The sequence below is a fragment of the Aeoliella sp. genome, from assembly GCF_965227375.1.
GTDB lineage: Bacteria > Planctomycetota > Planctomycetia > Pirellulales > Lacipirellulaceae > Aeoliella.
In genome coordinates this window covers 1,324,837-1,348,866 of sequence record NZ_CBDDFX010000002.1, presented here as the reverse complement: position 1 = coordinate 1,348,866, position 24,030 = coordinate 1,324,837, and the positions used below count along the sequence as shown (strand labels likewise).

20 protein-coding genes are annotated in these 24,030 nt (G+C 60.4%); 12 read left to right on the top strand and 8 right to left on the bottom strand.

Annotated features, from left to right (window positions below):
- Nucleotides 1-80: 80 nt before the first annotated feature.
- The 3 genes from ACQK2L_RS18500 to ACQK2L_RS18490 form a co-directional block, all read right to left on the bottom strand.
- Nucleotides 81-794 carry an ABC transporter permease gene (locus ACQK2L_RS18500; RefSeq protein WP_425398519.1) on the bottom strand — a complete coding sequence of 238 codons (714 nt, stop codon included), beginning with the start codon at nt 792-794 and terminating at the stop codon, nt 81-83.
- Between the two features lie 70 nt (nt 795-864).
- Complete coding sequence (locus ACQK2L_RS18495) at nt 865-2,766, bottom strand: c-type cytochrome domain-containing protein (RefSeq protein ID WP_425398518.1); 1,902 nt, start codon at nt 2,764-2,766, stop codon at nt 865-867.
- A gap of 142 nt (nt 2,767-2,908) precedes the next feature.
- Complete coding sequence (locus ACQK2L_RS18490) at nt 2,909-3,619, bottom strand: hypothetical protein (protein WP_425398517.1); 711 nt, start codon at nt 3,617-3,619, stop codon at nt 2,909-2,911.
- Nucleotides 3,620-3,932: 313 nt separating this feature from the next.
- On the opposite strand from ACQK2L_RS18490, the gene ACQK2L_RS18485 reads away from it, so the two are divergent.
- The 8 genes from ACQK2L_RS18485 (at nt 3,933) to ACQK2L_RS18450 (ending at nt 11,746) form a co-directional block, all read left to right on the top strand.
- Nucleotides 3,933-4,163, top strand: coding sequence for a glutaredoxin family protein (locus ACQK2L_RS18485; protein WP_425398516.1), 231 nt, complete (start codon nt 3,933-3,935; stop codon nt 4,161-4,163).
- A 51-nt stretch (nt 4,164-4,214) separates the two neighbouring features.
- Nucleotides 4,215-5,342, top strand: a complete 1,128-nt coding sequence (gene thiO / locus ACQK2L_RS18480; protein WP_425398515.1) for a glycine oxidase ThiO — start codon at nt 4,215-4,217, stop codon at nt 5,340-5,342.
- Nucleotides 5,339-6,610, top strand: a complete 1,272-nt coding sequence (locus tag ACQK2L_RS18475) for a lactate racemase domain-containing protein (RefSeq protein WP_425398514.1) — start codon at nt 5,339-5,341, stop codon at nt 6,608-6,610. The genes thiO and ACQK2L_RS18475 overlap by 4 nt, the downstream gene beginning before the upstream one ends.
- A 125-nt stretch (nt 6,611-6,735) precedes the next feature.
- The gene (locus ACQK2L_RS18470) at nt 6,736-8,370 is read left to right on the top strand and encodes a DASS family sodium-coupled anion symporter (RefSeq protein WP_425398513.1); all 1,635 of its coding nucleotides are present in this window, start codon (nt 6,736-6,738) and stop codon (nt 8,368-8,370) included.
- A 152-nt stretch (nt 8,371-8,522) separates the two neighbouring features.
- Nucleotides 8,523-9,059: a hypothetical protein gene (locus tag ACQK2L_RS18465; protein WP_425398512.1), complete on the top strand. Its 537-nt coding sequence runs from the start codon at nt 8,523-8,525 to the stop codon at nt 9,057-9,059.
- 307 nt (nt 9,060-9,366) lie between these two features.
- Nucleotides 9,367-10,014: a hypothetical protein gene (locus ACQK2L_RS18460; protein WP_425398511.1), complete on the top strand. Its 648-nt coding sequence runs from the start codon at nt 9,367-9,369 to the stop codon at nt 10,012-10,014.
- An 87-nt stretch (nt 10,015-10,101) separates the two neighbouring features.
- Nucleotides 10,102-11,271, top strand: coding sequence for a pilus assembly protein TadG-related protein (locus ACQK2L_RS18455; protein WP_425398510.1), 1,170 nt, complete (start codon nt 10,102-10,104; stop codon nt 11,269-11,271).
- A 34-nt stretch (nt 11,272-11,305) separates the two neighbouring features.
- Complete coding sequence (locus ACQK2L_RS18450) at nt 11,306-11,746, top strand: TadE/TadG family type IV pilus assembly protein (RefSeq protein WP_425398509.1); 441 nt, start codon at nt 11,306-11,308, stop codon at nt 11,744-11,746.
- Between the two features lie 3 nt (nt 11,747-11,749).
- On the opposite strand, the gene ACQK2L_RS18445 is transcribed toward ACQK2L_RS18450, so the two are convergent.
- Nucleotides 11,750-12,451: a protein-tyrosine-phosphatase gene (locus ACQK2L_RS18445; RefSeq protein WP_425398508.1), complete on the bottom strand. Its 702-nt coding sequence runs from the start codon at nt 12,449-12,451 to the stop codon at nt 11,750-11,752.
- A gap of 223 nt (nt 12,452-12,674) precedes the next feature.
- On the opposite strand from ACQK2L_RS18445, the gene ACQK2L_RS18440 reads away from it, so the two are divergent.
- The 3 genes from ACQK2L_RS18440 to ACQK2L_RS18430 all read left to right on the top strand — a co-directional run bounded on the left by ACQK2L_RS18440 (nt 12,675) and on the right by ACQK2L_RS18430 (nt 16,641).
- Complete coding sequence (locus ACQK2L_RS18440; protein WP_425398507.1) at nt 12,675-13,613, top strand: NHL repeat-containing protein; 939 nt, start codon at nt 12,675-12,677, stop codon at nt 13,611-13,613.
- 139 nt (nt 13,614-13,752) lie between these two features.
- Nucleotides 13,753-15,315, top strand: a complete 1,563-nt coding sequence (locus tag ACQK2L_RS18435; protein ID WP_425398506.1) for a sialate O-acetylesterase — start codon at nt 13,753-13,755, stop codon at nt 15,313-15,315.
- A gap of 204 nt (nt 15,316-15,519) precedes the next feature.
- The gene (locus ACQK2L_RS18430) at nt 15,520-16,641 is read left to right on the top strand and encodes an EAL domain-containing protein (protein WP_425398505.1); all 1,122 of its coding nucleotides are present in this window, start codon (nt 15,520-15,522) and stop codon (nt 16,639-16,641) included.
- A 54-nt stretch (nt 16,642-16,695) separates the two neighbouring features.
- Here ACQK2L_RS18430 and ACQK2L_RS18425 read toward each other — a convergent pair whose 3' ends face one another.
- The 3 genes from ACQK2L_RS18425 to ACQK2L_RS18415 all read right to left on the bottom strand — a co-directional run bounded on the left by ACQK2L_RS18425 (nt 16,696) and on the right by ACQK2L_RS18415 (nt 20,564).
- Entirely contained in the window at nt 16,696-17,058 is a 363-nt protein-coding gene (locus ACQK2L_RS18425) for an STAS domain-containing protein (RefSeq protein ID WP_425398504.1), read from the bottom strand.
- A gap of 107 nt (nt 17,059-17,165) precedes the next feature.
- Nucleotides 17,166-18,620, bottom strand: a complete 1,455-nt coding sequence (locus ACQK2L_RS18420; RefSeq protein WP_425398503.1) for a DUF1501 domain-containing protein — start codon at nt 18,618-18,620, stop codon at nt 17,166-17,168.
- A gap of 15 nt (nt 18,621-18,635) precedes the next feature.
- Nucleotides 18,636-20,564, bottom strand: a complete 1,929-nt coding sequence (locus tag ACQK2L_RS18415) for a DUF1549 domain-containing protein (protein WP_425398502.1) — start codon at nt 20,562-20,564, stop codon at nt 18,636-18,638.
- Nucleotides 20,565-21,040: 476 nt separating this feature from the next.
- On the opposite strand from ACQK2L_RS18415, the gene ACQK2L_RS18410 reads away from it, so the two are divergent.
- Complete coding sequence (locus ACQK2L_RS18410) at nt 21,041-22,492, top strand: sulfatase family protein (RefSeq protein ID WP_425398501.1); 1,452 nt, start codon at nt 21,041-21,043, stop codon at nt 22,490-22,492.
- Here the strand turns inward: ACQK2L_RS18410 and ACQK2L_RS18405 are convergent.
- Entirely contained in the window at nt 22,489-23,829 is a 1,341-nt protein-coding gene (locus tag ACQK2L_RS18405; protein ID WP_425398500.1) for a sulfatase family protein, read from the bottom strand. The two genes, ACQK2L_RS18410 and ACQK2L_RS18405, sit on opposite strands and share 4 nt — an antisense overlap.
- Nucleotides 23,830-24,030 lie beyond the last annotated feature (201 nt).

Below are 24,030 nucleotides of genomic sequence, written 5' to 3'. Positions count from 1 at the left end.
AACAAGTTACGCCGATGCCGGAAACGCTAAGTCACCGCGGGGTTTTGTCGCAGCCAATCGTTTTGGGACAAAACCGCGACTTAACTCTCGACCGATTTATCCCCGACGAGCCACAAATAGACCGCCGCGGCGATGCCGCCGGCGCTGAAGACCATGCACATGATCATGATTTGGTAGCGAGATGCGATCAGCGGCGAGATGCCGGCCAGGATTTGCCCGGTCATCAGCCCGGGAAGCGAAACCAGGCCCACGGCCAGCAGCGAGTTGGTCACGGTGATGAGCGACGCGTGCATCGCCTGGCGGCGTGCTTCGTGGTGGTCGGCGTCGCGGCCCAACTCGGCTTCGAACCGCTCGGCGGCCAAGCTCACGCAGTTCATCGCCGCGGTGAGGCTCATGCCGGCTAGCGGGATCACGCGCTGCGGGTCGTACCACTTATCGAGTTCGAGCACGCCTTGAGTCATGAGAAACACTACCCCGCCGCCACCGCACGCAATGGCCAGCAGCGCCCACAGGTATTGCTTCGCCGACTTGTGTTTGACCGGTCGGAGCGAAATCCAACTGGCCACAACCAACATGATCGTGAGCGTAGCAAGCACCACCCACGGGCTGTCAGTAAGGAACAGATACTTGAGCACATAGCCCACGGCAACCAGTTGCACAAGCATGCGGGCCGTGGCGTACAGCGGGGTCCACACGCCGAGGCCCCAGCGATGAACGATGATGATCACCACCAGCACCGGCAGCAAGGCCAGAGCCAGATTCTCCAGTGGGATTGGCGGAACGGTGCTCTTCAACGGACGACAAACCTACGCCAACGGAAGGAGACTTCGCAGAGTCAAAAGAAAACCAGCAACAGCCAGCAGTTTAGCGCCGGCGACGCTCGGTGGCCACCCACAGTTCGGCCAGTTCCTTCGGCGAGCGCTTAAAGACCTGCTGGCAGGCAGCGTCGAAGTCGCCCGACTTGGCAGTCGCGGTCATCAGCCGCTCGAGGTTCGACCGCTTTTGCAGCAAAGCATCGGCAAAGCCGAAGCTCAGCGTCGCGGTCGCCGCAGGGGGCAGCTTGCCGTTGATGAACGCATCGGGCTCCCTGAGCGAAGCCACCGCTGCGGGCAGTTCGCCGCGCCATTCGTCGACGGTCGGGTCGCTCTTATGCACCCGGGCGGCGATGGCCATTCCGGCGCCCTCGGCGAACCATGCAGGCAAACGACCGTCCGCCTGATCGGCGACCCACAGGGAAGCGAGTTGCTGGGCGACGAGCAACTGGTTGACATCGTCGTCGCTGGGATCGACCACCAACGCAACATAGGGATAAACAAGATCGAACTTCGAATGCCCCCGCATCTCCGTCGGCAAGCTGCGACGCTCGACCATGGTGCCAAACTCGCTGTAGTCGACGCGGTGATCGAACGCGAAGATCGTCACCCGAGCTTTGCTGAACGGCTCGTCCGCTTTCTGGAAGTACTTGGCGACTTCCGCGGCCTGGCCCTCGGCGGCGGTGAGCAATTGCTCGAGTCGCTGCGGCGGCAAATTGCCGATCGCCAGGAAGTTCTTACTCGTTGCCGTGGTAGACTTCTCGTCGGGAATCGCCAGCCGCCACTGCTGTTCGGCCTTCTGTTGTCGATCGGCCGACAGTTGCTCGGGCGTCAGGCGTTGCGAGCGCACCACTGCCGAGACGCGCTCGAGCGACTCAGTGGCGCTGGGGCCATCGAACTTGGCTCCTTCGTCGATCCAACGCTCCACCAGGTTGATTTGCTCGCGATTCCACGCGGGACGGTTCTGCGGCATCCGCGCGCCGTCGGCGGTGCCGTGCAGCTTCTTCACCAGGAGGCTGTTCTTCGAATCGCCCGGCACAACGGCCGAGCCGCTGTTGCCGCCAGCCCACAGCCGCTGGAAGTTCGTCACGCTGAAGCCCGCACTGGGGCGGCGGGTCCCGTGGCAGTCGTTACAACTCTCGGTGAGCAGCGGGGCAATGTCGACCGCAAAGCTCACCGTCTCGTCGCCGGTGGCCATGGGAATCGGCTTGGCGTCGGGCTTGGGCTCGGCCGGCTTCGCTGGCGTGGCGGGAGTAGCGGACTTCGCCAATTGGCCGAGCGGCTTGGATGGGTCGTCGCCGTCGAACTTCGCTCCTTGGTTAATCCACATCACCAGCACGCGAGCCTCTTGCGGAGTGGGGCCGTTTCCGCTGGGTGGCATCTGCCCGCTGGCGATCACGTCGACCAACAGACTCTCCGAGCCCGAACCGCGCTCCACAAAGCGGTTGCCATCGGTGATGGACGCGTAGTTGGCGAAGCTCACCCCGCCGCGGCTGCCGCTCACGTGGCAGTTGCCGCAGTGCCGGGTGAGGATCGGCCGGACGTGGTCCACGAAACTCACTTGCCCTCCCGCCGGCGGGCCCGACCCAGCTGGGGCGGATGGCCGATTCGGCTGGCGGCCTGTGGGCTGGACGTTGGCCAGCGGTGGCAATTCGATGCCCGCGGACGTCAACTCGGCGTGGGTCTTCGCCAGTGCGTCCTGGGCACGCTTGAATCGGCCCTCGAAACGCTTGTCGAGCCCATCGGCGATGTTGTTCAGGGCCTCTTGGGCCGCGGCGATCGATTTCTTGGCATCGTCTCCCCGGCCCGCCTTGGCGAATCGCTCGGCGGCCTTGATCTGCGAGGCCGCCCGCGAAAGCTCGCGGCGCTGCTCGGTAGGCCCGGCCCCAAGCGAGGTAGAGACCATGCATAAACATAGAGAGAACACGGCGACGGCGCTCGTCGTGCGAATCATGCGACTTCTGCCTCTGCTCTGGACTGGGACTTGGGGAGCGGCCATCCGCCATGTGGTCAAGCAGCTCCACTATTCTACCGCCATTGTAGCGACAGGTTCTGCGATTCCGCACAACGTCGGGCAAATATCGCGGCGAAACCGCCTATTTGCAGTGGTGCCGGCGGCGAACCTTGCGATTTGGCCGCCGCGAGTCCTGTCCGCCCGTCGCCAGGTAGCCATAATGCGTGGCAAACCACTCGGCGTACCTTTCCCGGTCGATGTAAGTGGAGTTCCGCTCGTCGAGCAGGTGCCCCAGTTCGTGGATCAGGATGTTGTTGAGGTAGTAGTCGCGAATGGAGTCCGCGGTCCAGTGCAGCGTCCAGCTTGCACCTTCCTGGCGCCACTGCCCGCCATACATCTTCGCTTCGTTCACGAACGTCGGTGGCGGGGGACTGCCGAAGCTCTCGACCAGGGATTCTTCCAAAGGATAGAGGTACAACGTCGAGCCCCATTGCATACCGTAGCAGGGGAAGCTCTGCTTCTTGCGGGTGATGCGGCTGAGTTGAACGACCTCCAGGTCCTGAATAAACGCTGGCGGCAGTGCAGCCAGGCGGTCGCGAACCTCCTGCGGCGTGACCACGTGGCGATATCCATCGCCAGGGCTCTGCACGACGACCTTGTAATCGCCTCCTTCGCCATGAGGTTCGTACCAGTTTTCCGGCGGCGAGAACGGTTCGCGAAGCGACGAGTGCCCCACATTGGTACGCCTGGATTGGGGGCGGTTTCGCTTGGCGTCCCGCGTCGCGCAAGCAGTGTTATGTCGTTTGACGAAGCGAACTTGCGTCTTTGCGACTTGCGAGCGACGGCGCGACATAGAGAACTCCCGGGTGCAAGTTATTCAAGTCCGACAGTGCTCGCTGACTTGTTCCCGCGAATTCCTTTCGAGCGTTCTCGACCACGAGGTCAGAGGAGGGCGAGCTGGGTAACCGGCGGTCCGCCGGCCGAGGGGGGTTGGGGGGCTGGTTGGCCCTCCATTTCCATCGTAGGCTGGCTGCCTGAACCCCGGCAAATGGATTTCCCAAGTCTGCATCTGGCCGTAGCTTACGAGCTGGACAACTTGCCGGTCGTCCCGTCGGCGCCGGCCAGACACCCCTCCACAGAGGGGCACTCCATCCGCTGAGTTTTCCATGAAGTTCGAGCTGTACACTCGTGACGGATGTCACCTTTGCGACGATGCACACCAGTTGCTCCGATCGCGCGGGGTCGAGCCAACGTTAACCGACATCGATACACGGCCTGATCTTCTCACCAAATACAACACGTGCGTGCCGGTAGTCGTGGTGGATGGCAAGGTTCGCTTCCGCGGCAGGATCGATCCGGTGTTGCTTGATCGACTACTGCAAGAAGCTAATCGATAGTCCAGCCTGCGACCGACCGTTCATGTACCCCAACAACCAATACTGCCCGCTGTGACCACGACGCTCCCCAAATCCTGCGACCTCTTGGTGATTGGCGGTGGTGTCGTTGGTCTTTCGGTGGCTTATGAACTCGCCAGCCGCCAGAGCGACATAGATATAGTAGTCGTCGACCGGCAGACTCCCGCGCAGGAAGCCTCGTGGGCCGGCGCCGGCATCCTGCCGCCGGGATCGTGGTACGACGATCATCCGGCGCTGGAGCAGCTGGCGGCGATCTCGTTACGTCTAAACCACGAGTGGTCCTCCCGACTGGCCGACTCCACTGGCTTTGACAATCAACTGACCCACATCGGTGCGGTGCATCTGGCTGCAACGCCCGGTCAACAGGAGCGATTGGAAGCGAAATTTGATCATTGGCAAAGGCTCGACATCGCGGTTAAGCAGATTGATCTGGACCAAATCCGCCGAATCGAACCGAATCTGCATATAGAAGGAGTCTTGGCCGCCTACCACGTGCCTGGCGAGGCAAAGTTAGACAATCGCTGGCACTGCCGCGGGCTCGCTGCCGCATGCAAGGCATTTGGGGTGCGGATTTGCCACCCAGTGGAAGTACGGCAATTGAACCGCAGTGGAGACCGCGTCCAACAGGTGCACACTACGGCCGGAACGATCGAGGTTCGCAAAATAGTGCTTGCGGCAGGGGCCTGGAGTCCGGCCATAGCCGAGCCGCTCGATCTACGGCTTTCGGTTCGTCCCATGCGGGGTCAGATGCTGTCCTTTGGGCCATTCGAAAAGCCACTCACATGGGGCATCATACATCGTGGCGACCAGTACATCGTGCCGAAAAGAGGTCGCCTGCTGGTCGGATCGACCGTCGAAGACGTTGGATTCGATAAATCGACAACTCCTGACGCCGCCAACTCACTTGCAGAGTTCGCCCATCAAGTGATGCCCAAACTCCAGCAGTACCCGATTGCCGATCATTGGGCCGGTTTGCGTCCAGCTTCTGCAGACGGTTTACCCTATATCGGCCGTGTGCCTGGAGTACATAATGCGTTTGTGGCCACGGGGCACTTTCGCTCCGGGCTGCAGATGGCCAGCGGCACGGCCATGGCGCTGGCCGATCTGATTACTGGGGCATCGCCCCGCTTTAGCCTCGAACCGTTTCGACTCGACCGATGACACTGTACTACGCAGCGGGTAGCCCCGACACCGAACTGACGCCCGACGACTGCCGTGCGGCGCTTGCCGACCTGATGCAGCAACTCGGCGATCGACAGCGGGTGCTGGCCATCCCGCCCGACTACACGCGACTCGACAGCCAGGCGGGAATGCTCACGTGCCTGGTGCATGAGTTGTACGGCGAGCGACTCGTCGACGTGCTGCCGGCGCTCGGCACGCACGACCCGATGTCCGACGAGCAACTCGAGAGCATGTTCCCGTCGCTGCCGAAGAGTCTGATCCGCCCCCACCGCTGGCGGACCGAAGTGGACGAGATCGGCCGCGTGCCCGGCGAGTTTGTGGCCGAGGTGACCGAAGGCATCTACGACCGCGAGTGGCCGGTGGAAGTGAACAAGATGCTCTCCGCCCGCCAGCACGATTTGATCCTTTCGATCGGGCAGGTGGTTCCACACGAAGTGATTGGCATGGCCAATTACAACAAGAACATCTTCGTCGGCACCGGCGGCAAGCAGGGCATTAACGAAAGCCACTTCATCGGCGCGGCCTACGGCATGGAGCGGATGATGGGCGTGGCCGACACGCCGCTGCGGAAGATTCTGAACTACGCGCAAGACACGTTCTGCGCCGACTGGCCGCTCGTTTACGTGCAAACCGTGGTGGGCGAGAACGATCGAGGACAACTGGCGCTGCGGGGTCTGTTCATTGGCGACGACGTCGAGTGTTTCCATCGAGCGGCCGAATTGTCGGTCAAAGTGAACTTCACCAAACTCCAGACGCCTCCCAAGAAGTTCGTGGTGTGGCTCGACGAGAAGAAGTTCCACAGCACCTGGCTGGGCAACAAGGCCATCTACCGCACGCGGATGGCGATCGCCGACGAGGGAGAGCTGGTCGTCCTGGCTTCCGGCGTGAAGATGTTTGGCGAGGACCGCGAGATCGACCGATTGATCTACAAGTACGGCTACCGCACCACGCCCGAGATCATGAAAGCGGTGGAGCAGAACGCCGACCTACGGAAGAACCTGGGCGCGGCGGCCCACTTGATCCATGGCTCGCCCGAAAACCGGTTCCGCGTGACCTACTGTCCCGGTGGGCTGACCAAGGAGGAGATCGAGGCCGTGGGCTACGAGTACGGCTCGCTGGAGGAGATGCTCAAGAAGTACGATCCCCAGAAACTGCAACCTGGTCCAAACGACGTGGACGGCGAAGAGGTCTACTACATCCCCAAACCGGCATTGGGGCTTTGGGCCAGTGCGGATAGAGTACCGTAAGTGCAAGCCACGCTGGTGAACGTTGTCGCGCCGGTTGACAAGGTACTTCAGCAGGTTACCTTTGCCGGATGGGCCGCGGAACCCTTCCGTCGCCAGCCAAGTTCCTCCTCCACAAGTCTCATCGCATGGCGGAAGAAACCAGCACCGTCGTCAAAGAAGATCCATTGAAGTGGGTCCGCTTGGCAGCGTGCGTGGTCGTCGGCTTGGCGTTGTGGTACTGGCCCACACCATCGGGCCTCTCGCTGGAAGCCTGGCACGTATTCGCGGTTTTCGCCGCCACGATCGTGAGCTTCTTGCTTCGCCCGCTCCCCATGGGCTTGTGTGTGCTGATTGGTCTGTTGGTACTGTCCGGCACCGGCACCACGGCGACCTCGGCATTGGACGATTGGCTCGAGGATCGAGGGCTGAATGAGGAAAGCCTGAGCTATCTAAGCCGTTCCGAAGCCCAACCCGAGACTTTGGTCGAGTACTCGCCTTCGTACAACGAGACGATCAAGATTCGCGAGACGATCACCGACAAGACCTTCAAGGAGAAGGTGCAGCAGTCGCTTAGTGCAATGCTCCGCGGCTTTGGCGACACGACCGTGTGGCTGGTGGTTGCCGCGTTCTTTATTTCAGGCGGCATGCTCGAGTCGGGGCTGGGGCGGCGCGTCGCGCTGATGATGGTCGCCAAGCTGGGCAAGACCACGCTGGGCCTGGGGTACGCGATTGCTGCTGCGGAACTGTTGCTCGCGCCGTTCATCCCTTCGAACACCGCACGCGGGGGCGGCTTGATGATGCCGATCGTCAACGCCATCAACGGCGTGCTCGGCTCCGACGCCAGGGAGTCGCCACGCCGAGCGGGAGAATACCTGGTGTTGTGCGGCGCTCATTTGAACCTGGTGACCGCGGCCATGTTTCTCACCGGCATGGCGGCCAACCCCCTGGTCAGCAAAGCTGCGGACGACATCCTGAACGTCAACTTCGACTGGGGAATGTGGATCAAGGGCAGTATCGTTCCCGGGCTGGCAAGCTTGGCACTCATCCCGTGGGCGCTGTACCGCATCACCAAGCCGGAACTCACCGACGCCCACGAGGCTCAAGACGCGATTCGCGGCGAACTCAAAGACATGGGCGACTGGACCTACGAGCAAGTCACGATGGCGGGCATCCTATTGGTGATGCTGGTGCTGTGGGCCACTGGGGCTGTTCAGGAGTGGCTGCTGGGCGCGAAGCTGCACACCACGTGGGTTGCCATTTGCGGTGTGGTCGCCCTGGTGATATGCAAGGTGCTGCCTTACGACAAGCTGACCGGCAATTCGGCCGCCTGGGACACGCTGCTTTGGTTAGGCGGCCTGATCGCCATGGCCGACGCTCTGAAGAGCACCCACTTTGTCGATTGGTTCGCCAATCAGGTGAAGTCGAGCATCGGGGATACGACGGGCGTCCTCGCAGCGATTATCCTGGCGCTCGTGTACTTCTACTCGATGTATGCGTTCAGTATGCTGACGGGCCACATCCTGGCTTTCGCTGGAGTTTTCTTTTCGGCAGCCATTGCGGTCGAAGCGCCGCCACTGTTGATGGTTGCTTTGATCGCCTATTTCAGCAACCTCTGCGGCTGCACCACCAACTACTCCACCGGCCCCGTGGTCATCTACTACGGGCTGGGTTATGTGCCGATCAAACGCTGGTTCTGGATCGGCTTTCTGGTATCTCTGATGCACCTGAGCGTATGGCTCGTGCTTGGGCTGATGTGGTGGAAGCTGCTGGGTTGGTGGTAGGGCGAACCCGGCGCATCGGTGCGATCGTTACTACCTGCACACCTGCCACCTGCGGGTTATCGCGACGGCGCCCTGGTGGTTCATAAGCTAGATTTGTCTTGGTAGAGCGAGTCTACCTTCACCTTGCCCCCTGCTGTGCCCCGAGGATATCCATGAGCAAGCACGATCGTCGCCACTATTTTGTTGATCGCCAGGTCCAAGGCAAGTTGCTAGGACAATTGGTCAACTGCTGGGCAGTAAGCCTGCTGAGTGCCGGCGGCTTGACCGTCGCGGGTTGGATCTTCATCACGCCTGGCATCAACGGCTTCGTGGGTCCTGACTCCTTCATGAGCAAGATCCTGCCGATGGTGCTAGTGGGTATGGTTGCTTCGACGCTAGCGCTACCCGTGATGCTGTGGAGTATGGTTCGCATCTCGCATCGCTTTGTGGGTCCCATGGTCCGCTTCAAACGACACTTGCGCGAGGCCGCCGACACAGGCAAACTGGTTCCGCTGCACTTCCGCGACGACGACCAGTGGCACGAACTGGCGGAGACCTTTAACGAGGTCGTTGCACGCATCGAGGCCGAACGCTTGGGCTCTCCGCTACCTGACGACACACAGCACGCGCATCGCGCCATGGATGACACGATTACATCTGCTGAGCACGAGGACCAACAGCCAGTCCTTGCCGGCAACAACTCGCTATAAAGCCTGCGCTGCTGATATCCATCGAAACAACCTCCAACAAGGTGCGCACCCCGCGCACCTTGTTGCATTTTGGCAGCAACACGGGATGCTAAAGTAATGGAAAGCCGCAGCTTTCCGATTTTTCTCCGACGACCTCCAGAAGCGCGGACTAGGTTTCAAATTGGGCAGGCAGTAAGTTCCCAGCTTGCTGACACGCCTCGGTTGTACTAACGGTACACCGCTTGTCGTCCCCCTCTCATCTCTTCTTGTGTCGCGTTGACCTTAAGTCGATGCCGCGCTGAATCCAGCTCGTCAGGAGGCCGGATCCATGACCGCAAAACATCTTCGGTGGCCGCTAGGCTGCCTGGTAGTCGTCTCACTCGTATTGGCAACTGCATCGCGTGTCTCCGCCCAGTCTGACGATGTGGTCTACATCGAAGAGCATTGGGAACTTTCCGTCGGCGGACCGGAGATCGACCGCTGCGCACCGCAAGTCTCCCTGGTCATGTCCCCCACCGGCGATATGGAAGGCCTGCACTTTGTGTTCTTGTTGAATCACACCACGTTCCCCGGCTTCGACCCGGGCGGACTGCAGATGCAGTGCTGGTATGGCGATTCGCTGATGTACACGGCCAACTCTACGAAGTCTGGCATCCTCTCCTACGACAACGAAACGATTAGCTGGGTCCAAAAGCTGCGCATCGACGACGGTCGCGTGGTGTTCGACGTCGACGATGGCGTGTCGCAGTCGTGGGGCAACTTCGGCAACGGCGACGGCTTGATCATGTGGACCAATTACACCATGAGTCGGCTGAACAACTACCAGCCGAGCGTCTCGATCGGCGAGTCGGGCATCACGTTCGCTGGAAATCGTGTCTCGTCGCTGGTGCTCACCAAGCTCGTCTGGAAGACGGCCGATGGAACGACCAGCGAATTGGTGGCTCCGATCGACATCGATACCGACATCGATCCGTGATCCCCGAGTGCTCTATCGACGCACCGAATCGACAGTGCACAACCCCCTCTCCACAAGCCAACCGGCCCCTCACTAGGGAAAACCGCCATGCAACTGCTCGCCAAACATCCTAAGAACCGCCTCAATCGCCGAGGTGCGATCACCATCCTGTCCGCCGTCTTGTGCATGGTGCTGTTGGGCATGGTCGCCTTTGCGGTGGACATCGGCTACGTGCTGTCGTCGAAGGAAGAAATCCAAAGAACCGCAGATGCCGCCGCTCTGGCTGCGGCGTGGGAATTCGCTGATCGCATCAACGACGGCTACAGCTCCGCCGACGCCCAGTGCTATGCCCGCAACGAGGGATGCACCTACGCCAACAGCAACCAGGTGGGCAACCTTGGGTTGACGCTCGACACCAACAACTCCAACTCCGCCAATGGCGACATGGTGTTTGGCTACATCAACGACTTCTCGAACCCCAACGCACCGTTCGATACCACCAGCTTTAATCGCTTCAACGCCGTGAAGGTGAAGGTACGTCGCGACGAGACGCTAAACGGCAGCCTGCCGTTGTTCTTTGCTCGCGTGTTCGGTGTCAACAAGCAATCCGTCTTCGCCGAAGCCACCGCAGCACTGGCTCGCGACGTGAATGGATTCGAGATCCCCTCGGATGGCAGTTGGCTGGACATCCTGCCGATTGCCCTGGATTATGACACGTGGGTTGACTGGAAGGCCGGCACTTATGGCACCGACAGCTACACCTACAACAAGGAGAGTGGTGTGGTCTCCGGTGGCGGCGATGGCAAGCTGGAAGTGAACCTGTATCCCATCGGCAACGGCTCGCCTGGCAACCGTGGCATGGTCGACATTGGCAGCAGCAACAACAGCACGAACGACATCGCCCGACAAATCCTCCATGGCATCTCGCCAGATGACCTGGCCCACCACGGCGGCAAGCTGGAGTTCGACTCCTCTGGCAAGCTCTACCTGAACGGCGACACGGGCATCAGCGCCGGCGTGAAGGACGAATTGGCTTCGATTATCGGCGATCCTCGCATCATCCCGATCTTCGAAGAGGTGAACGGCCCTGGCAACAATGCGATTTACACGATCGTCGCCTGGCAAGGCATTCGCATCGTGGACGTAAAACTAACTGGACCCATGAGCAAGAAACACGTCACCATCCAGATGGCGCCAGCGGTCGGGCGTGGGGTAATCCCCGCGACCACGGTCGGCGGCAGCAGCTACGTGTTCTCGCCTGTGATCCTCATCGAGTAAGCACGGGATTGCACCCCCAAAGGAGAATGCATCGATGCACCGCAGAACGAAGATACAAAGAGCCGCGGGCAGGCGGCTACGGGCAGGAAATCGCCGCGGCGTGGCGGCGGTAGAATTCGCGATTGTCGCGCCCGTATTCTTCCTGCTCGTAATCGGATTCGTCGAACTCGGTCGCGGATTGATGGTTCAACAGGTGTTGACCAACGCGTCGCGCGTCGGCGCGCGGGAAGCGATAAGCCTTCACAGCAGTACAACGTCGGCCAAAAGCGCCGCGGAGGACTATGCCGATGGCTGTTCGGTATCCGGTGTGGCAGTGAGCGTCTCACCAGATCCCGCGTCCGCCTCGGCTGGCGATGTGATCACGGTGTCCGTTACCGTGCCCTACGCGGACATTTCGTGGGTGCCGTCGCCCTGGTTCATGGGTGGGTCCACGCTCGAAGCCACCTCGTCCATGCGAAAAGAGGGCTTTGAATGACCTTTAGTCATCCAGCATCTGCTTGACGGTCGCCATCAAGTAGAACATCTCACCACCGATCTGGCGGCATCGCTCGTCGTAAGTTGCGGACTCGCGAGCGGTGCCGTCCGATTCCTTGGGGTCCACGTAGTGGAGCGCCACGCGGACCGCTGCTCCTTCTACGACGGGACACTTCTCATCGGCATCCGAGCAGCACATCATGGCTGCAAACGGGCGTAGCTCATCGGGTTGGTCGGAATAGATCTTGGAACTCAACTGGATCGCAGGGCGGTTCTCGGCGTACTGCGCCAGGTACACTGGGTTGTCGCCGGTGGAGGTCGCCACGACCTCGAGACCCGCCCGACGCAGCGATTGCACGGTGCGCAGGTTGCATGCGGTGGTTTCCGTTCCGCCGGAATAAGTGCGAACGTTCTGCAAGCCGTGATAGTCGGCCGCCACTTTGGCCCACACTTGCCCGAATTGGCTGCGGCGAGAGTTGTGCGTGCAGATAAACACCAGATCGGCGTGCTCGCCCTGCTCAAGCTGCTGCACCACATGCTTGGCCGCCTCGTCCATCAGCTCGCGCCGTTCGGGCGATAGGTTCTCCGCCTGTGTGCGGAGCGACTCAATCACGCTCTGGGTTGCCTCGAGCCATTCAGGTTGCTCGGCGCAGGAAGCCGCGGAAGCTGTCATGACAATAAGTCCCCACATAAGTTTACGAATCATGGCAACCTCGGAAACTGGTGACCATCCTACTGGATAAGTCATTATACTTATACGCTTACCGTGTTCTAGCTGTTCGCCGCCATCGTCGTGACACCGAAGTCGCTATAGCTTGTGCTGCGATCGAGGTTGGCTTGCGAATCAGCGTTCGCCAGGTTGCTGCTGGCATCCCAAGCATCGGGCCGCGCCGAACGACATGCATTATCTCGCCACCAATAATCGAGCTATGCGACGACTTCTCGTTTCTACCGCCATGTGCTGCTGGATCGCAGCAACCTGGGCGGTGGGGGGCAATCCGTCACCCGACGAACCGCTGGGCAAGTCGATCGCCGTGTTCGGCAGCCAGGGCAACGGCAAAGGTCAGATGCAGGGCCCGGTCGGCATTAGTGTCGACGCCGATTCGATCTACATCGCCGATCGTGGAAACGATCGCGTGCAGGTCTTCGACAAGCGGACTCACGAGTTTCGGGCGGCGTTCGGATCACGGGGCGCTGGCCCGGGCCAGTTCAATCGCATGAACGAAGTGGCGGTCGACGAGCAGCATCTCTACGTGACCGACCGCAAGAACCACCGCGTGCAGGTATTCGACAAGTCCACCTTCGCCTTCCTTGAGCAGTTCGGCCAACCGGGCCGTGGTGCTGGACAGTTTGACGAGCCCGTTGGCATGTTTCTCGACGAAGATCGAATCTACATCACCGACCACGAAAACCATCGCGTGCAGATCTTCGATAAAAAGACACGGAAGAACGTTGCCCAATTCGGCGAACCAGGAAACGAAGACGGACGTTTTTTCAAGCCAACTGGCATCGCCGTCGACGAGCACCATATTTACGTCGCCGAGTGGGGCAACAACCGCTTCCAGGTGTTCGATAAAGAGACTCGCAAGTTTGTCGCCAAGGTCGACAACTACTCGAAGCAACAAGGCGAACCGTTCAACCGCCCTCATGGTATCGCCGTTACCGAGCAGCACATCTACCTGGGCGGCGTCGCCAACACTTGCATCCAGGTGTTCGACAAGTCCACCCTCGAGTACGCTGGGGCCTTCGGCGAGGCGGGCACTGGCCCCGGGCAAATCCAACAACTCCACGGGTTCCACGTGTACGATCACAAGCTCTACACGCCCGAGTACTCGAATCACCGCCTGCAGGTCTGGCAGGTAAAATGACTCCCACGGCGGGGATACCCTTGGGGCACTGGGCGGCGTGGCTCGGCCGAAAGTTGAAGCCGCTCACCTGAGCGTTTATATTCTGGGCTCCGAGGATTTCCTGACACAAGATCTTAACTTTTGGGCGGAGACACATACGATGACGAACCTGAAGACCGCTTTCTACGTTGGTGCAATTCTGGCAGCACTTACATCTCCCACCTCGGCCGACTTGCGGCTGCCTTCGGTGTTCAGCAACCACATGGTGCTGCAACGAGACATGGCAGCACCGGTGTGGGGCTGGGCCGAGCCGGGTGCGGAAGTAGCCGTGGTGTTCGGCGACCAAACCAAGACCACCACGGCCGACGATCAGGGAAAGTGGCAAGTTGCGCTCGATCCGTTGTCGGTGGGCGAACCTCGCTCGCTGGTGGTGGAGAGCAAGGACGATCGGTTGGAAGTGACCGATGTGCTGGTCGGCGATGTTTGGATCTGCTCGGGCCAGTCGAACATGGAGTGGTCCATCAGCAGGAGCCGCAACCGCGAACTCGAGGTACTTGGCGAAGGAAATCCCAACATTCGCTTGCTCACTGTGACGGGTGAGGGAGTGCAAACGCCAGCCGACGACTTCGACGGTGCTTGGGAAGAGTGCAAGCCAGGTTCGCTGAGAGACTTTTCGGCGGTGGGCTACTACTTCGGCAAGCGGCTGGAGCAAGCGACCGGCGTGCCGATCGGTTTGATCGACAACGCTTGGGGCGGCTCGGCTTGCGAAGCTTGGATTCCTAACGAAAAGCTCGCCGGCAAGGAGTTGTACCAGCCGCTGCTCGATCGATGGGCGAAAGTTGTCGAAGAGAACGACGAAGAGGCCTTGCGGGCGGAGTTCGCAAAGGTCCACGCTGGGTGGAAGGAGAAGATGGAGGCAGCCGTGGCCGCCGGAGAGCCCATCCCCAACTGGCCCCGCCCCTCCCATCAATTGCTCGCACAACAACGGCCCGCCAATCTGTACAACGCGCGCGTCGCGCCGCTGATGCCGCTGGCGATTCGCGGCACGATCTGGTACCAGGGCGAGTCGAACGCTGGCCGCGCCGAACAGTACCGCGACATGTTCCCCCTGATGATCGAAACGTGGCGCGAAGCGTGGGGACAGGGCGACTTCCCGTTCTACTGGGTTCAGCTTGCCGATTTCAAAGACGAAAAGGCGGATCCGGGCGAAAGCGATTGGGCCGAGCTTCGCGAAGCGCAAACCATGTCGCTGGACCGTCTGCCACACTCAGGCCAGGCGGTGATCATTGACGTCGGCGAAGGCAAGGACATCCACCCGAAAGACAAGCAATCGGTTGGCGACCGGCTGGCGCGCCACGCGTTGGCGAACGAGTATGGCTTCGAGATCGCCCACAACAGCCCCACACTCGAATCGTTCGAGGTGAAAGATGGAACGATCATTCTGACCATTGGCAACTGCCGCGCGCTGACCACTTTCGACACGGGCGAACTGCGCGGCTTCGCGATAGCCGGTGAGGACAAGAAGTGGGTGTGGGCCGATGCCAAAATCAACGACAAGAACCGGCGGCAGATTATCGTCTCCAGCCCCGACGTGCCCGAGCCGGTAGCCGTGCGCTACGCGTGGGCCGACAACCCAGTCTGCAACGTCTATTCCGTCAGCGGGCTGCCGCTCACCCCGCTGCGAACCGACGATTGGCCGGGCGTGACAACGGGCAAGAGGTAGCCTAGCCGACGCATTGCCTGGAGGATCCTAGCGACTGTATCAGTTGTAGGGGTGATATGTGCCCGCGAGCACGGACTCGCATGCAGCCTGCACGGCTGCGGCAAACTGAACACGCTGGTCGTTCGATGACCTAAGCTTAGGTGGAAGACTGGGCGGATTCTCCTCATGCCCGGCAAGTCTCGGCAAGTTCGCTAATCCCAGACGATGGACCTGAACTCTCCACCTGCGGCTACGTCCTGGAAACTGAGCGGTCAGTTCCTCAGCGACGACCACATGCGCGAGTTTGAAGTCGACAAGAGCCCATTCACGATTGGGCGTCACGCGGACATGTCGCTCACCATACCCAGCCCGACTGTTTCGGCGCACCATGCCGAGCTGCTGTTCAAGGGCGCACAACTGGTAGTCCGCGACTGTGGCAGCACCAACGGCACGTTCGTCAACGGCGCTCGGGTAACCGACCGGTGCGTCGTGGACAGTGGCGACTTAGTGCAATTTGCCCAGATCGTGTTCCGTGCAGAGCGCTGCGAAGCGTCGTCCCCGCAGGCAACCATGCTGAACGACTCCTCGGATCGAGCGCTTGCGCTGATCCAGTTCGATCGGTTGATGACCGATCGGGCCGTGGAGCCGCACTTTCAGCCCATTGTCACCATGGACGGTAGAACTACGATCGGCTACGAAGTCTTGGGGCGCAGCAGGTTGTATGGGCTTTCCAGTCCTCAATCCATGTTCATGGCAGCTGCCGAGCTGAACCTCGAGTCAGAACTGAGTCGCCTATTCCGCGCCGAAGGTATCCGCAGCGGACAGCCTCTGCCAGACGACCACCTGCTCTTCGTCAACACGCATCCATCTGAAGTCGCCAACATCGAATTGCTACATCACTCGCTGCGAGAATTGCGCGAAGCCGCGCCGTGCCGCTCGATTGTGCTAGAGATTCACGAAGCCATAGCGACACAGACCGAAGTGATGCGCGAATTACGCGCGGCTCTAAACGACCTCGACATGCAGTTGGCCTACGACGACTTTGGCGCCGGCCAGGCGAGATTGGTCGAACTGGTAGACGTGCCGCCCGACTACCTGAAGTTCGACATGCAACTGATTCAAGGCATTTCAACTGCGTGTTCCGAGCGTCGCAAAATGCTGGAGCGACTAGTTCAGATGACGCGAGACTTGGACATCTCGCCTCTCGCCGAGGGCATTGAGGACGAAGCTGACCATCTGGTCTGCAGTGAGATGGGTTTCACCCACGCTCAAGGTTTCCTGTACGGGAAGCCTGTCCGCCCGCGAGTTCTTCTCGAGCGGTGCAACCTGGCCATCTCCAACGATTAGCGATGGACGAATCGCCGACTTACGGCGGTCATGGCTGATAAACCTGCCGTTTCGCTATCCAAACAGCCCTCGCTTCAGGAACGCCTTGCGCGCGGTCGCTTCGTCCTTGGCGATATCGAACAGTTTGTCGAGCCGCGAGATCTTGAACACCTCGCGAATGTCGGGCGAGATGCCGCTGAGTTTCAGCTTGACTTTAAACTCTTTGCACTTCTTGTGGATCATCACCAGCTTGCCCAGCATCGACGACGACATGAACAGCACGGGCTCAAAGTCGAGAATCACTTTCTCTTCGGTCGACTTGTCGAGTTGCGCCAGCACCTCCTGCGTGACCTTCTCCAACTGGGCTTCGTCCAGAATACGTGAGTCGGTGAACTGAATCGTCAGGATGCCATCTTTCGCATGGGACTGGATGGACATAGCTCTTCCCAGGGAGAATAGGATCAGGGGGCAGTCGAAGCCGCGTGGACGTACGGGTCCATTGTGCGGGACAAGCGTCCGCTGCGAAAGCCCCGAAATCAGCTATTTCAAGCGAACAGATCGGTCACTGGCTGCCCTTTGCCATCTTCGGTGACGTAGAACGGGCGACGTTCGATTTCGAACTTCGTTTTGGGGCTAATTCCCATCGCGGTCATGATTGTCGCGTGCAGATCGGTGAGCGAAACCGGATTCTTGGTTACCACACAGGGCCGCTCGTCGGCCGTCTCGCCGTACACGAACCCTTGCTTCACGCCGCCTCCAAACATCAGCACCGAACTGGCGCCGGTAAAGTGGCGGTGCAGCCCGTAATGCCGCATCTCGCCCAACACGTCGGCCTTGGCCCGCGATTGATCGCGTGCGGTGCTGCCGGGCTTGCCTTCGATGATCATGTCGCGGCTGAACTCGCTGGCGACGATCACCAGCGTGCGATCGAGCATGCCGCGATCCTCCAAGTCGGTGATCAACTGGGCGATAGGGCGATCGATCTCCTGCTTCATTCGCTTCGCGGTGGTGTGACCGTTTTCGTGCGTGTCCCAGTGCAGGAATGGGACGTACTCGGTGGTCACTTCGATGAAACGTGCGCCTGACTCCGCTAACCTGCGGGCGAGCAGGCACCCGCGGCCGAAGCGGCCGGTATTGTACTTCTCGAAGTCCTCCTTCGGCTCCAACGACAGGTCGAACGCCTTCTTGTCCTCGGAACTCAGCAGGCGATAGGCCGAATCGACCGCTTTGACCATCGACTCTTGCTGGTAGTCGCTGGCGTACTCGGCATGCGGGCTGGCGGCTACCAGGTCCTTGTATCGCTTGTAGCGGTTCTCGAACCGCCCGCCGGTCATTCCCTCGGGCGGCCTCACCGCAAGCGTCGCGTCTTCGGGGTAAGGCAGATTGAACGGGCCAAACTCCGAGCCAAAGAAACCGGCGGTGGTGAACGCCTTGACCTCTTCGGACTCGCCCACTCCCTCGAGCCGCTGACCAATGTTGATAAACGGCGGCATCACCGGATTCAAAGGACCGAGCAACCGCGCGATCCACGCCCCCAAGTGTGGAGCGGCCACCGTTTGCGGAGGCACGTAACCGGTGTGCCAGTGATACTGGTGACGGGAGTGCAGGATGTCGCCCAAGTCGGGCAGCACCACCGAGCGGAGCAGGGTACCACGGTCCATAATCTGGGCCATGTTCTCCAGCCCCTCGCTGATCTTCAGCCCGTCGACCACCGTATCGATCGCCGGAAAGGTGCTGATAATCTTCTCGACCGGCAGGCCGACTTGGAACGGCTCGTACCGCTTGGGGTCAAACGTCTCGGCCGCCGCCATGCCGCCCGCCATCCATAACAGGATGCAGCAGTCGGCTTTGGCCGGTGGCTGGGCGATTGCCTCTTCCGCCCTGGCAAGCTGTGGCTCACCAAGCATCCAAGTGGCCGTGCCGGCCGCGGCCAAAGCTTGCAGGAACTCGCGACGCGAACGGGGCTCGGCCACGGCTTTGCTGGAAAGGGAAATGGTCATGAAAATCGCTCCCGCCTAACGGACGATCTGGAATTCGGGCAACATAAATACCGACCACAACAGGTCTTCGAGGCCTTGCTTGTCGGACGGATCACCGAGTATCTGCACAGCAACCTCTTGCTCGCGCTCGGTGGGTGGTCGGCAAAGAGCGGCCAGGTACACTTCGTCGACAATCTCAGGGGCCGACTTGCCTTCGAATCGCGCGAGCAGGTTGGTCGCTCCCTGGTCGAGCGTCTTGACCAGCGTCGGACTGTTCGACAAATCCAACGCCTGCAAGGTGGTAAGCAGCGGCGGCCGCGACGAGACGACTTGCTCGCGATTGGGCCGGCCCAGCGATCGCATCAATAGATCGCTCGCCACAAGCGCCGAGCGATAACGCTGGTTGGGAGCTCGCTGATCTCCTTCGGCCTTGCCTAGAAAAGCTGCTGCCTTTTTGTGAGGATCCTTGGGACCTGTCTCGGTGATCTGCCATACCGCATCGACGAACTGCTCGGCGGTCATTCGTTTGGCGACGGGGCCCTGGTACTCAAACTCACTGGAGACCGGTTGTTCGTCGATGCTCGCGGATTGCGACTGGTACGCATGGCTGTTGGCGATGAGCCGCAGGGTCGCCTGCACGTCGTACCCATTGTCGGAAAGATGCACCGCCAGGTAGTCGAGCAGGTCCTCGTTCCAAGGCTCGGTATGCATCGAATCGGTGGGATGCACGATGCCGCGCCCCATTAGCTGGCACCACAGCCGATTGACAATGGTCCGCGTAAACCGACCGTTTTCGGGATCGGTGAGCAACTTGGAAAGCTGCTTGAGTCGCTGCTCGCGCCCCTGCGAGCCGTCCAATTCTCCCAGTTCGGGGAACAACCACCCGGGCTCGGCGAACTTGCCGGTTGGCTTGTCGCAGCGATGGATTTCCAATTCGTGATCGGAGAACACGGCCGCCAGGTTGTAGGTTTCTTCCAAGGTCCAGCGATCGATAAAACTATCGTGGCACGAGGCGCACTTCAGGTTAATGCCGAGAAACACCTGGGGAACGTTCTGCGCAAACTGAATCTCTCGCGTCTGGCTGGCGTTCACGGTGCCGCGCCATTTGATGCCGTTGATGAAGCCTTGCGATTCGTTGCTCGGCGCAACCAGTTCCCGCGCGAATTGATCGTAGGGCTTGTTCTCCAGCAGCGAGCGATACAGCCACGCACCGATCTCCTTGCGACCGCCGTCCACGTAGCCGGTGCCTTGGTAGTCGTTCCGGAGCAAATCGTTCCAGAAAGTCATCCAATGCTGCGCGTACGCAGTGCGGTTGGCCAACAGTTGCTCGATCAGTTGAGTGCGCTTGTCGGGCGATGGATCTGCCACGAACTGTTGAACGTCGGTCGGACCTGGCAACAGGCCAACCAGGTCGAGCGAAACCCGGCGGTAAAACGCCGCGTCGTCCAATTCCGCAGTGGGCGTTGTACCCGTGCTGGCCACATGCGCGTCGATGATGCGGTCGATAGGGTTCACCCTCCCATCGACCACAGGAGGTAGCTCTGGACGTCGCGGCGCCAGCGGTGGCTCGTAAGAGTTCTCGGCAAACGTGAATCCCGGCTCCCACGGCAGCCGCTGGTCGATCCAGCGGCCGACCAGGGCGACCTCTTTGGCCGGCACCCGGGGCTTGCCAGCCGGCGGCATTTGGATGTCTTTGTCCTTCGTGGTAATCAACTCCATCAGGTAGGAGTCGCTATTATCGCCCTCGGTCACTACCCCCGCGTCGAGCAACACCCCACGATTGTTGATGGAGAATCCCCCTTCGGCACGCTCGCCTGCATGACACTCGGCGCAGTGCTGTTTGAGCAGGGGAACGATCTGATGCGCGAAGTCGATTGCGGGAACCTCGGGTTCCTGGCCAACGACGAAACTAGTGGCCGCCAGTCCAAGCCACGTAAACACCACAACTCGAAGTAGTTGTCTCATTGGGGAATCAGTTCTCCAGCAAGAGGGCGAGCAATCCAGCTCATTTTACAAGCGGGGCAGCGATCCATAACCGCCAGACTCTCCCAAGGTTCGCAAACTCCGAACTTGAGAGTATCAATATCGGCATGCCCAGTAGGACTCGAAGCACCGCGTGATTGAAAGCTGCTGGTGGCAGCCTACGGGTGCATCGCCCGCCCTTACGGCATCTTGCGCATCCCCATGGGGAAGGGATGCAGGTGGGGTGTCGCATGAGCACTATTCTAAAGTATCCGGGGGTGGCTTTCCACTTAAATGGCAGTTGCCCTGTAAACTAGGTAACGGCTGCCCTGGCATTGCCTGTGCGCAAAAACGAACCGGGTATTCGGCTCCCATGTACCCTCGCCTGGCAGGCATGGTTCAAAAATGGCCGTCCTACAGGACAATCGGGGTATAATCGGGCAGCTCCCCAACTCGATCCTCGTATCAGGCTATCCACCATGATCCGTTGCCTATTAGCACTGTCTCTTCTCGTCGCTGGCGCCACGGCCTACGCAGAAACTCCAAACATAGTGGTGATCTTCATCGACGACATGGGATACGCGGACATTGGCCCCTTTGGAGCGGAAGACTACACCACGCCGAATCTCGACCGCATGGCAGCCGAAGGAATGGTGCTCACGGACTTTCACTCCTCCACTGCGGTTTGCAGCGCATCGCGTGCTTCGCTACTCACTGGATGTTATTCCACACGGGTGAGCATCCTTGGCGCACTCGGCCCCAACTCCAAAGTAGGCCTCAATCCGGATGAAATCACCATCGCGGAACTCTGCAAGTCCAAAGGCTACGCGACCGCTGTGTTTGGCAAATGGCACCTGGGCGACGAGGAACCCTTCTTGCCAACCAATCAGGGCTTTGACGAGTGGTTTGGGCTTCCCTACTCGAACGACATGTGGCCGCTGCATCCTGATCTGGTTCGCTTGCCGCCCAATGCAGAACGTCGCAAGCGGGGATACCCGCCGCTGCCATTGTACGAGGGCACCAAGGTGGTAGACGAGGAAGTGACCGCCGAAGACCAGGAGCAGCTCACCACTCAGTACACCGAGCACGCGGTGGACTTTATCCGCCGCAACCGCGAGCAGCCGTTCTTCCTGTATGTCCCCCACAGCATGGTGCACGTACCGCTGTTCGTATCGGACAAATTCAAAGACAAGAGCGGCGCCGGTCTTTACGGCGATGTGGTGATGGAAGTCGACTGGTCGGTGGGGCAGATTCTGGAAGCTCTCAAGCAGGAAGGACTCGACGAGAACACCCTGGTGATGTTCACCAGCGACAATGGCCCTTGGCTGTCGTACGGAAGTCACGCCGGCTCCGCAGGCCCGCTGAGAGAGGGCAAGGCCACGATGTTCGAAGGCGGCTACCGCGTGCCATGCGTGGCCCGCTGGCCCGGCAAGATCAAGCCCGGCACCAAGTGCGACGAACTGGCAGGCACGATCGATCTGTTGCCCACTATCGCTGGGTTGATAGGCGCGGAGGTGCCCACAGACCGCCAGATCGACGGCAAAGACATCTGGCCGCTCCTCTCCGGCGCGCCCGACGCCGAGAGCCCGCACGACTATTACTACTGCTACTGGCAACGCGAACTACAGGCGATTCGCGATCCGCAGTGGAAACTCCACTTCCCCCATTCCTTCCCCTCCTTGGAGGGCCGCGAAGGCGGCCAGGATGGAATGCCGGTGAGGTATTCTCCAAGCAAGATTGGCCTTGAGTTGTTCGACCTGCAGAACGACCCCGGCGAGACCACGAACGTGTTTGACGACCACCCAGAAGTCGTCGCCCGACTGCAGGCGGCCGCCGAAAAGGCCCGCGAGGACCTTGGCGATGCCCTACAGCAGAAGAAAGGGTCAGGCGTGCGCCCGCCGGGTCGACTGAAGCAACAACCGACGCGTTAGGTTCTGATGCGCGGGTCGTACGGCACTTTGGGCATCTCGTATGCCCGCGCCGCTTCGAGCAACTTCTGCACCACGTCGGGATGCTGGTCGGCCACGTTGTTCGACTCGCCGATGTCGGACTCGAGGTCATACAGCTCGACGTCACTGCTGCCGCGATCCTTAACGTAGCCGTAGAACTCCTTGCGGTCCGGCAGGATCAGCTTCCACTTGCCGTGCCGATAGGCGTGCATTTCGCCGCGGCAGAAGTAGAAGTACTCGTCCCGCGCTCCCTCTTCCGACTCGCCCATCAAGAGCGCCGTTTGATCGACTCCGTCCAAGTGGCGATCCGAAGGCAGCTCAGCGCCAGTCAGCTTGCAGAACGTGGGCAGAAAGTCGATGGTGGCGAACACCGCGTCGCTCTCACGCCCAGCTGGCACGTGCCCTGGCCAGCGCACGATGCACGGCACCCGCAGTCCTCCCTCGTAGGTCGAGCCCTTCGCGCCGCGCAGCGGTCCCGGCGACCCTGAGGCCAGTTGGCCATCATGGACTTGTCGCAGTCGCTTCTCAATGTTGCTCCACGGTCCGTTGTCGCTGGTAAAGATCACCAGCGTGCGGTCCGACAACTTCAGCCGATCCAGCGTGTCGAGCAGTCGGCCGACGTTGAAATCGAGTTCCTGCATCGTATCGCCATACAACTCGCCATCCGACTTGCCGCGAAACTCGTCCGATGCCCCGATCACCGAATGCACCATCGTGTGAGCCAGGAACAAGAAGAACGGCTCCTCGGCATTCTGCTCGACAAACTCGATGGCCTTGTCCGTGTACAGCCCGGTGAGGCTGCCCATGTCGCCCGTGCCGCCAGCCGGTTCATTGTTCTCGTGGAACTTGACCCTGCCATTGTCGTTGGCGCCTAAAGGTCCGAAGTAGTCGTCGAATCCCTGAGCCACCGGCATTCGGTCGAGAATCGCGGCACGGTTCGAGACATCCCATTTGCCGAAGCACACAGTGCGGTACCCGGCCTTCTGCAACAACTCTGCGATCGTCACTTCGCTGGCTGGCATCGACCAGCCGAGGCTGTGAATTGGATAGCGACCAGTGAGCAGGGCGGAGCGACTCGGCCCGCAGACGATCTGTGCGTAGAAACTGGTGAATCGCGTTCCTTGTTCGGCCAGTTCATCTATCCGTGGCGTCTTGTAGTCGGTCGCTCCGTAGCAACCAAGATCGCCGTAGCCTTGATCGTCGGTGAAGATAACCACGATGTTGGGCTTCGCTGGGGCATCCTCCGCCCGCAACGCCGCCGCCGGCGCCAACGCGCTAATCCAACAGAGTAACACAGCGCAGCGGAGAACCAGACTCATGGGAGTAATGCCTTTCGAGTGAAATACGTCTACAATTCGCTGGCACCAATCCTACAAGGTCCGTATGGCGCGTTCAACTTTCCTGGTGCGCGAAAACGTCGGGGGTTTGCGTCACGCTTGGTGACGAGCCAACCAAGCATCTACAATACTGTGAAGCAATCCATGGCGGAATCGGCTTTTGCTTTCGTTAGATCCGTTTGC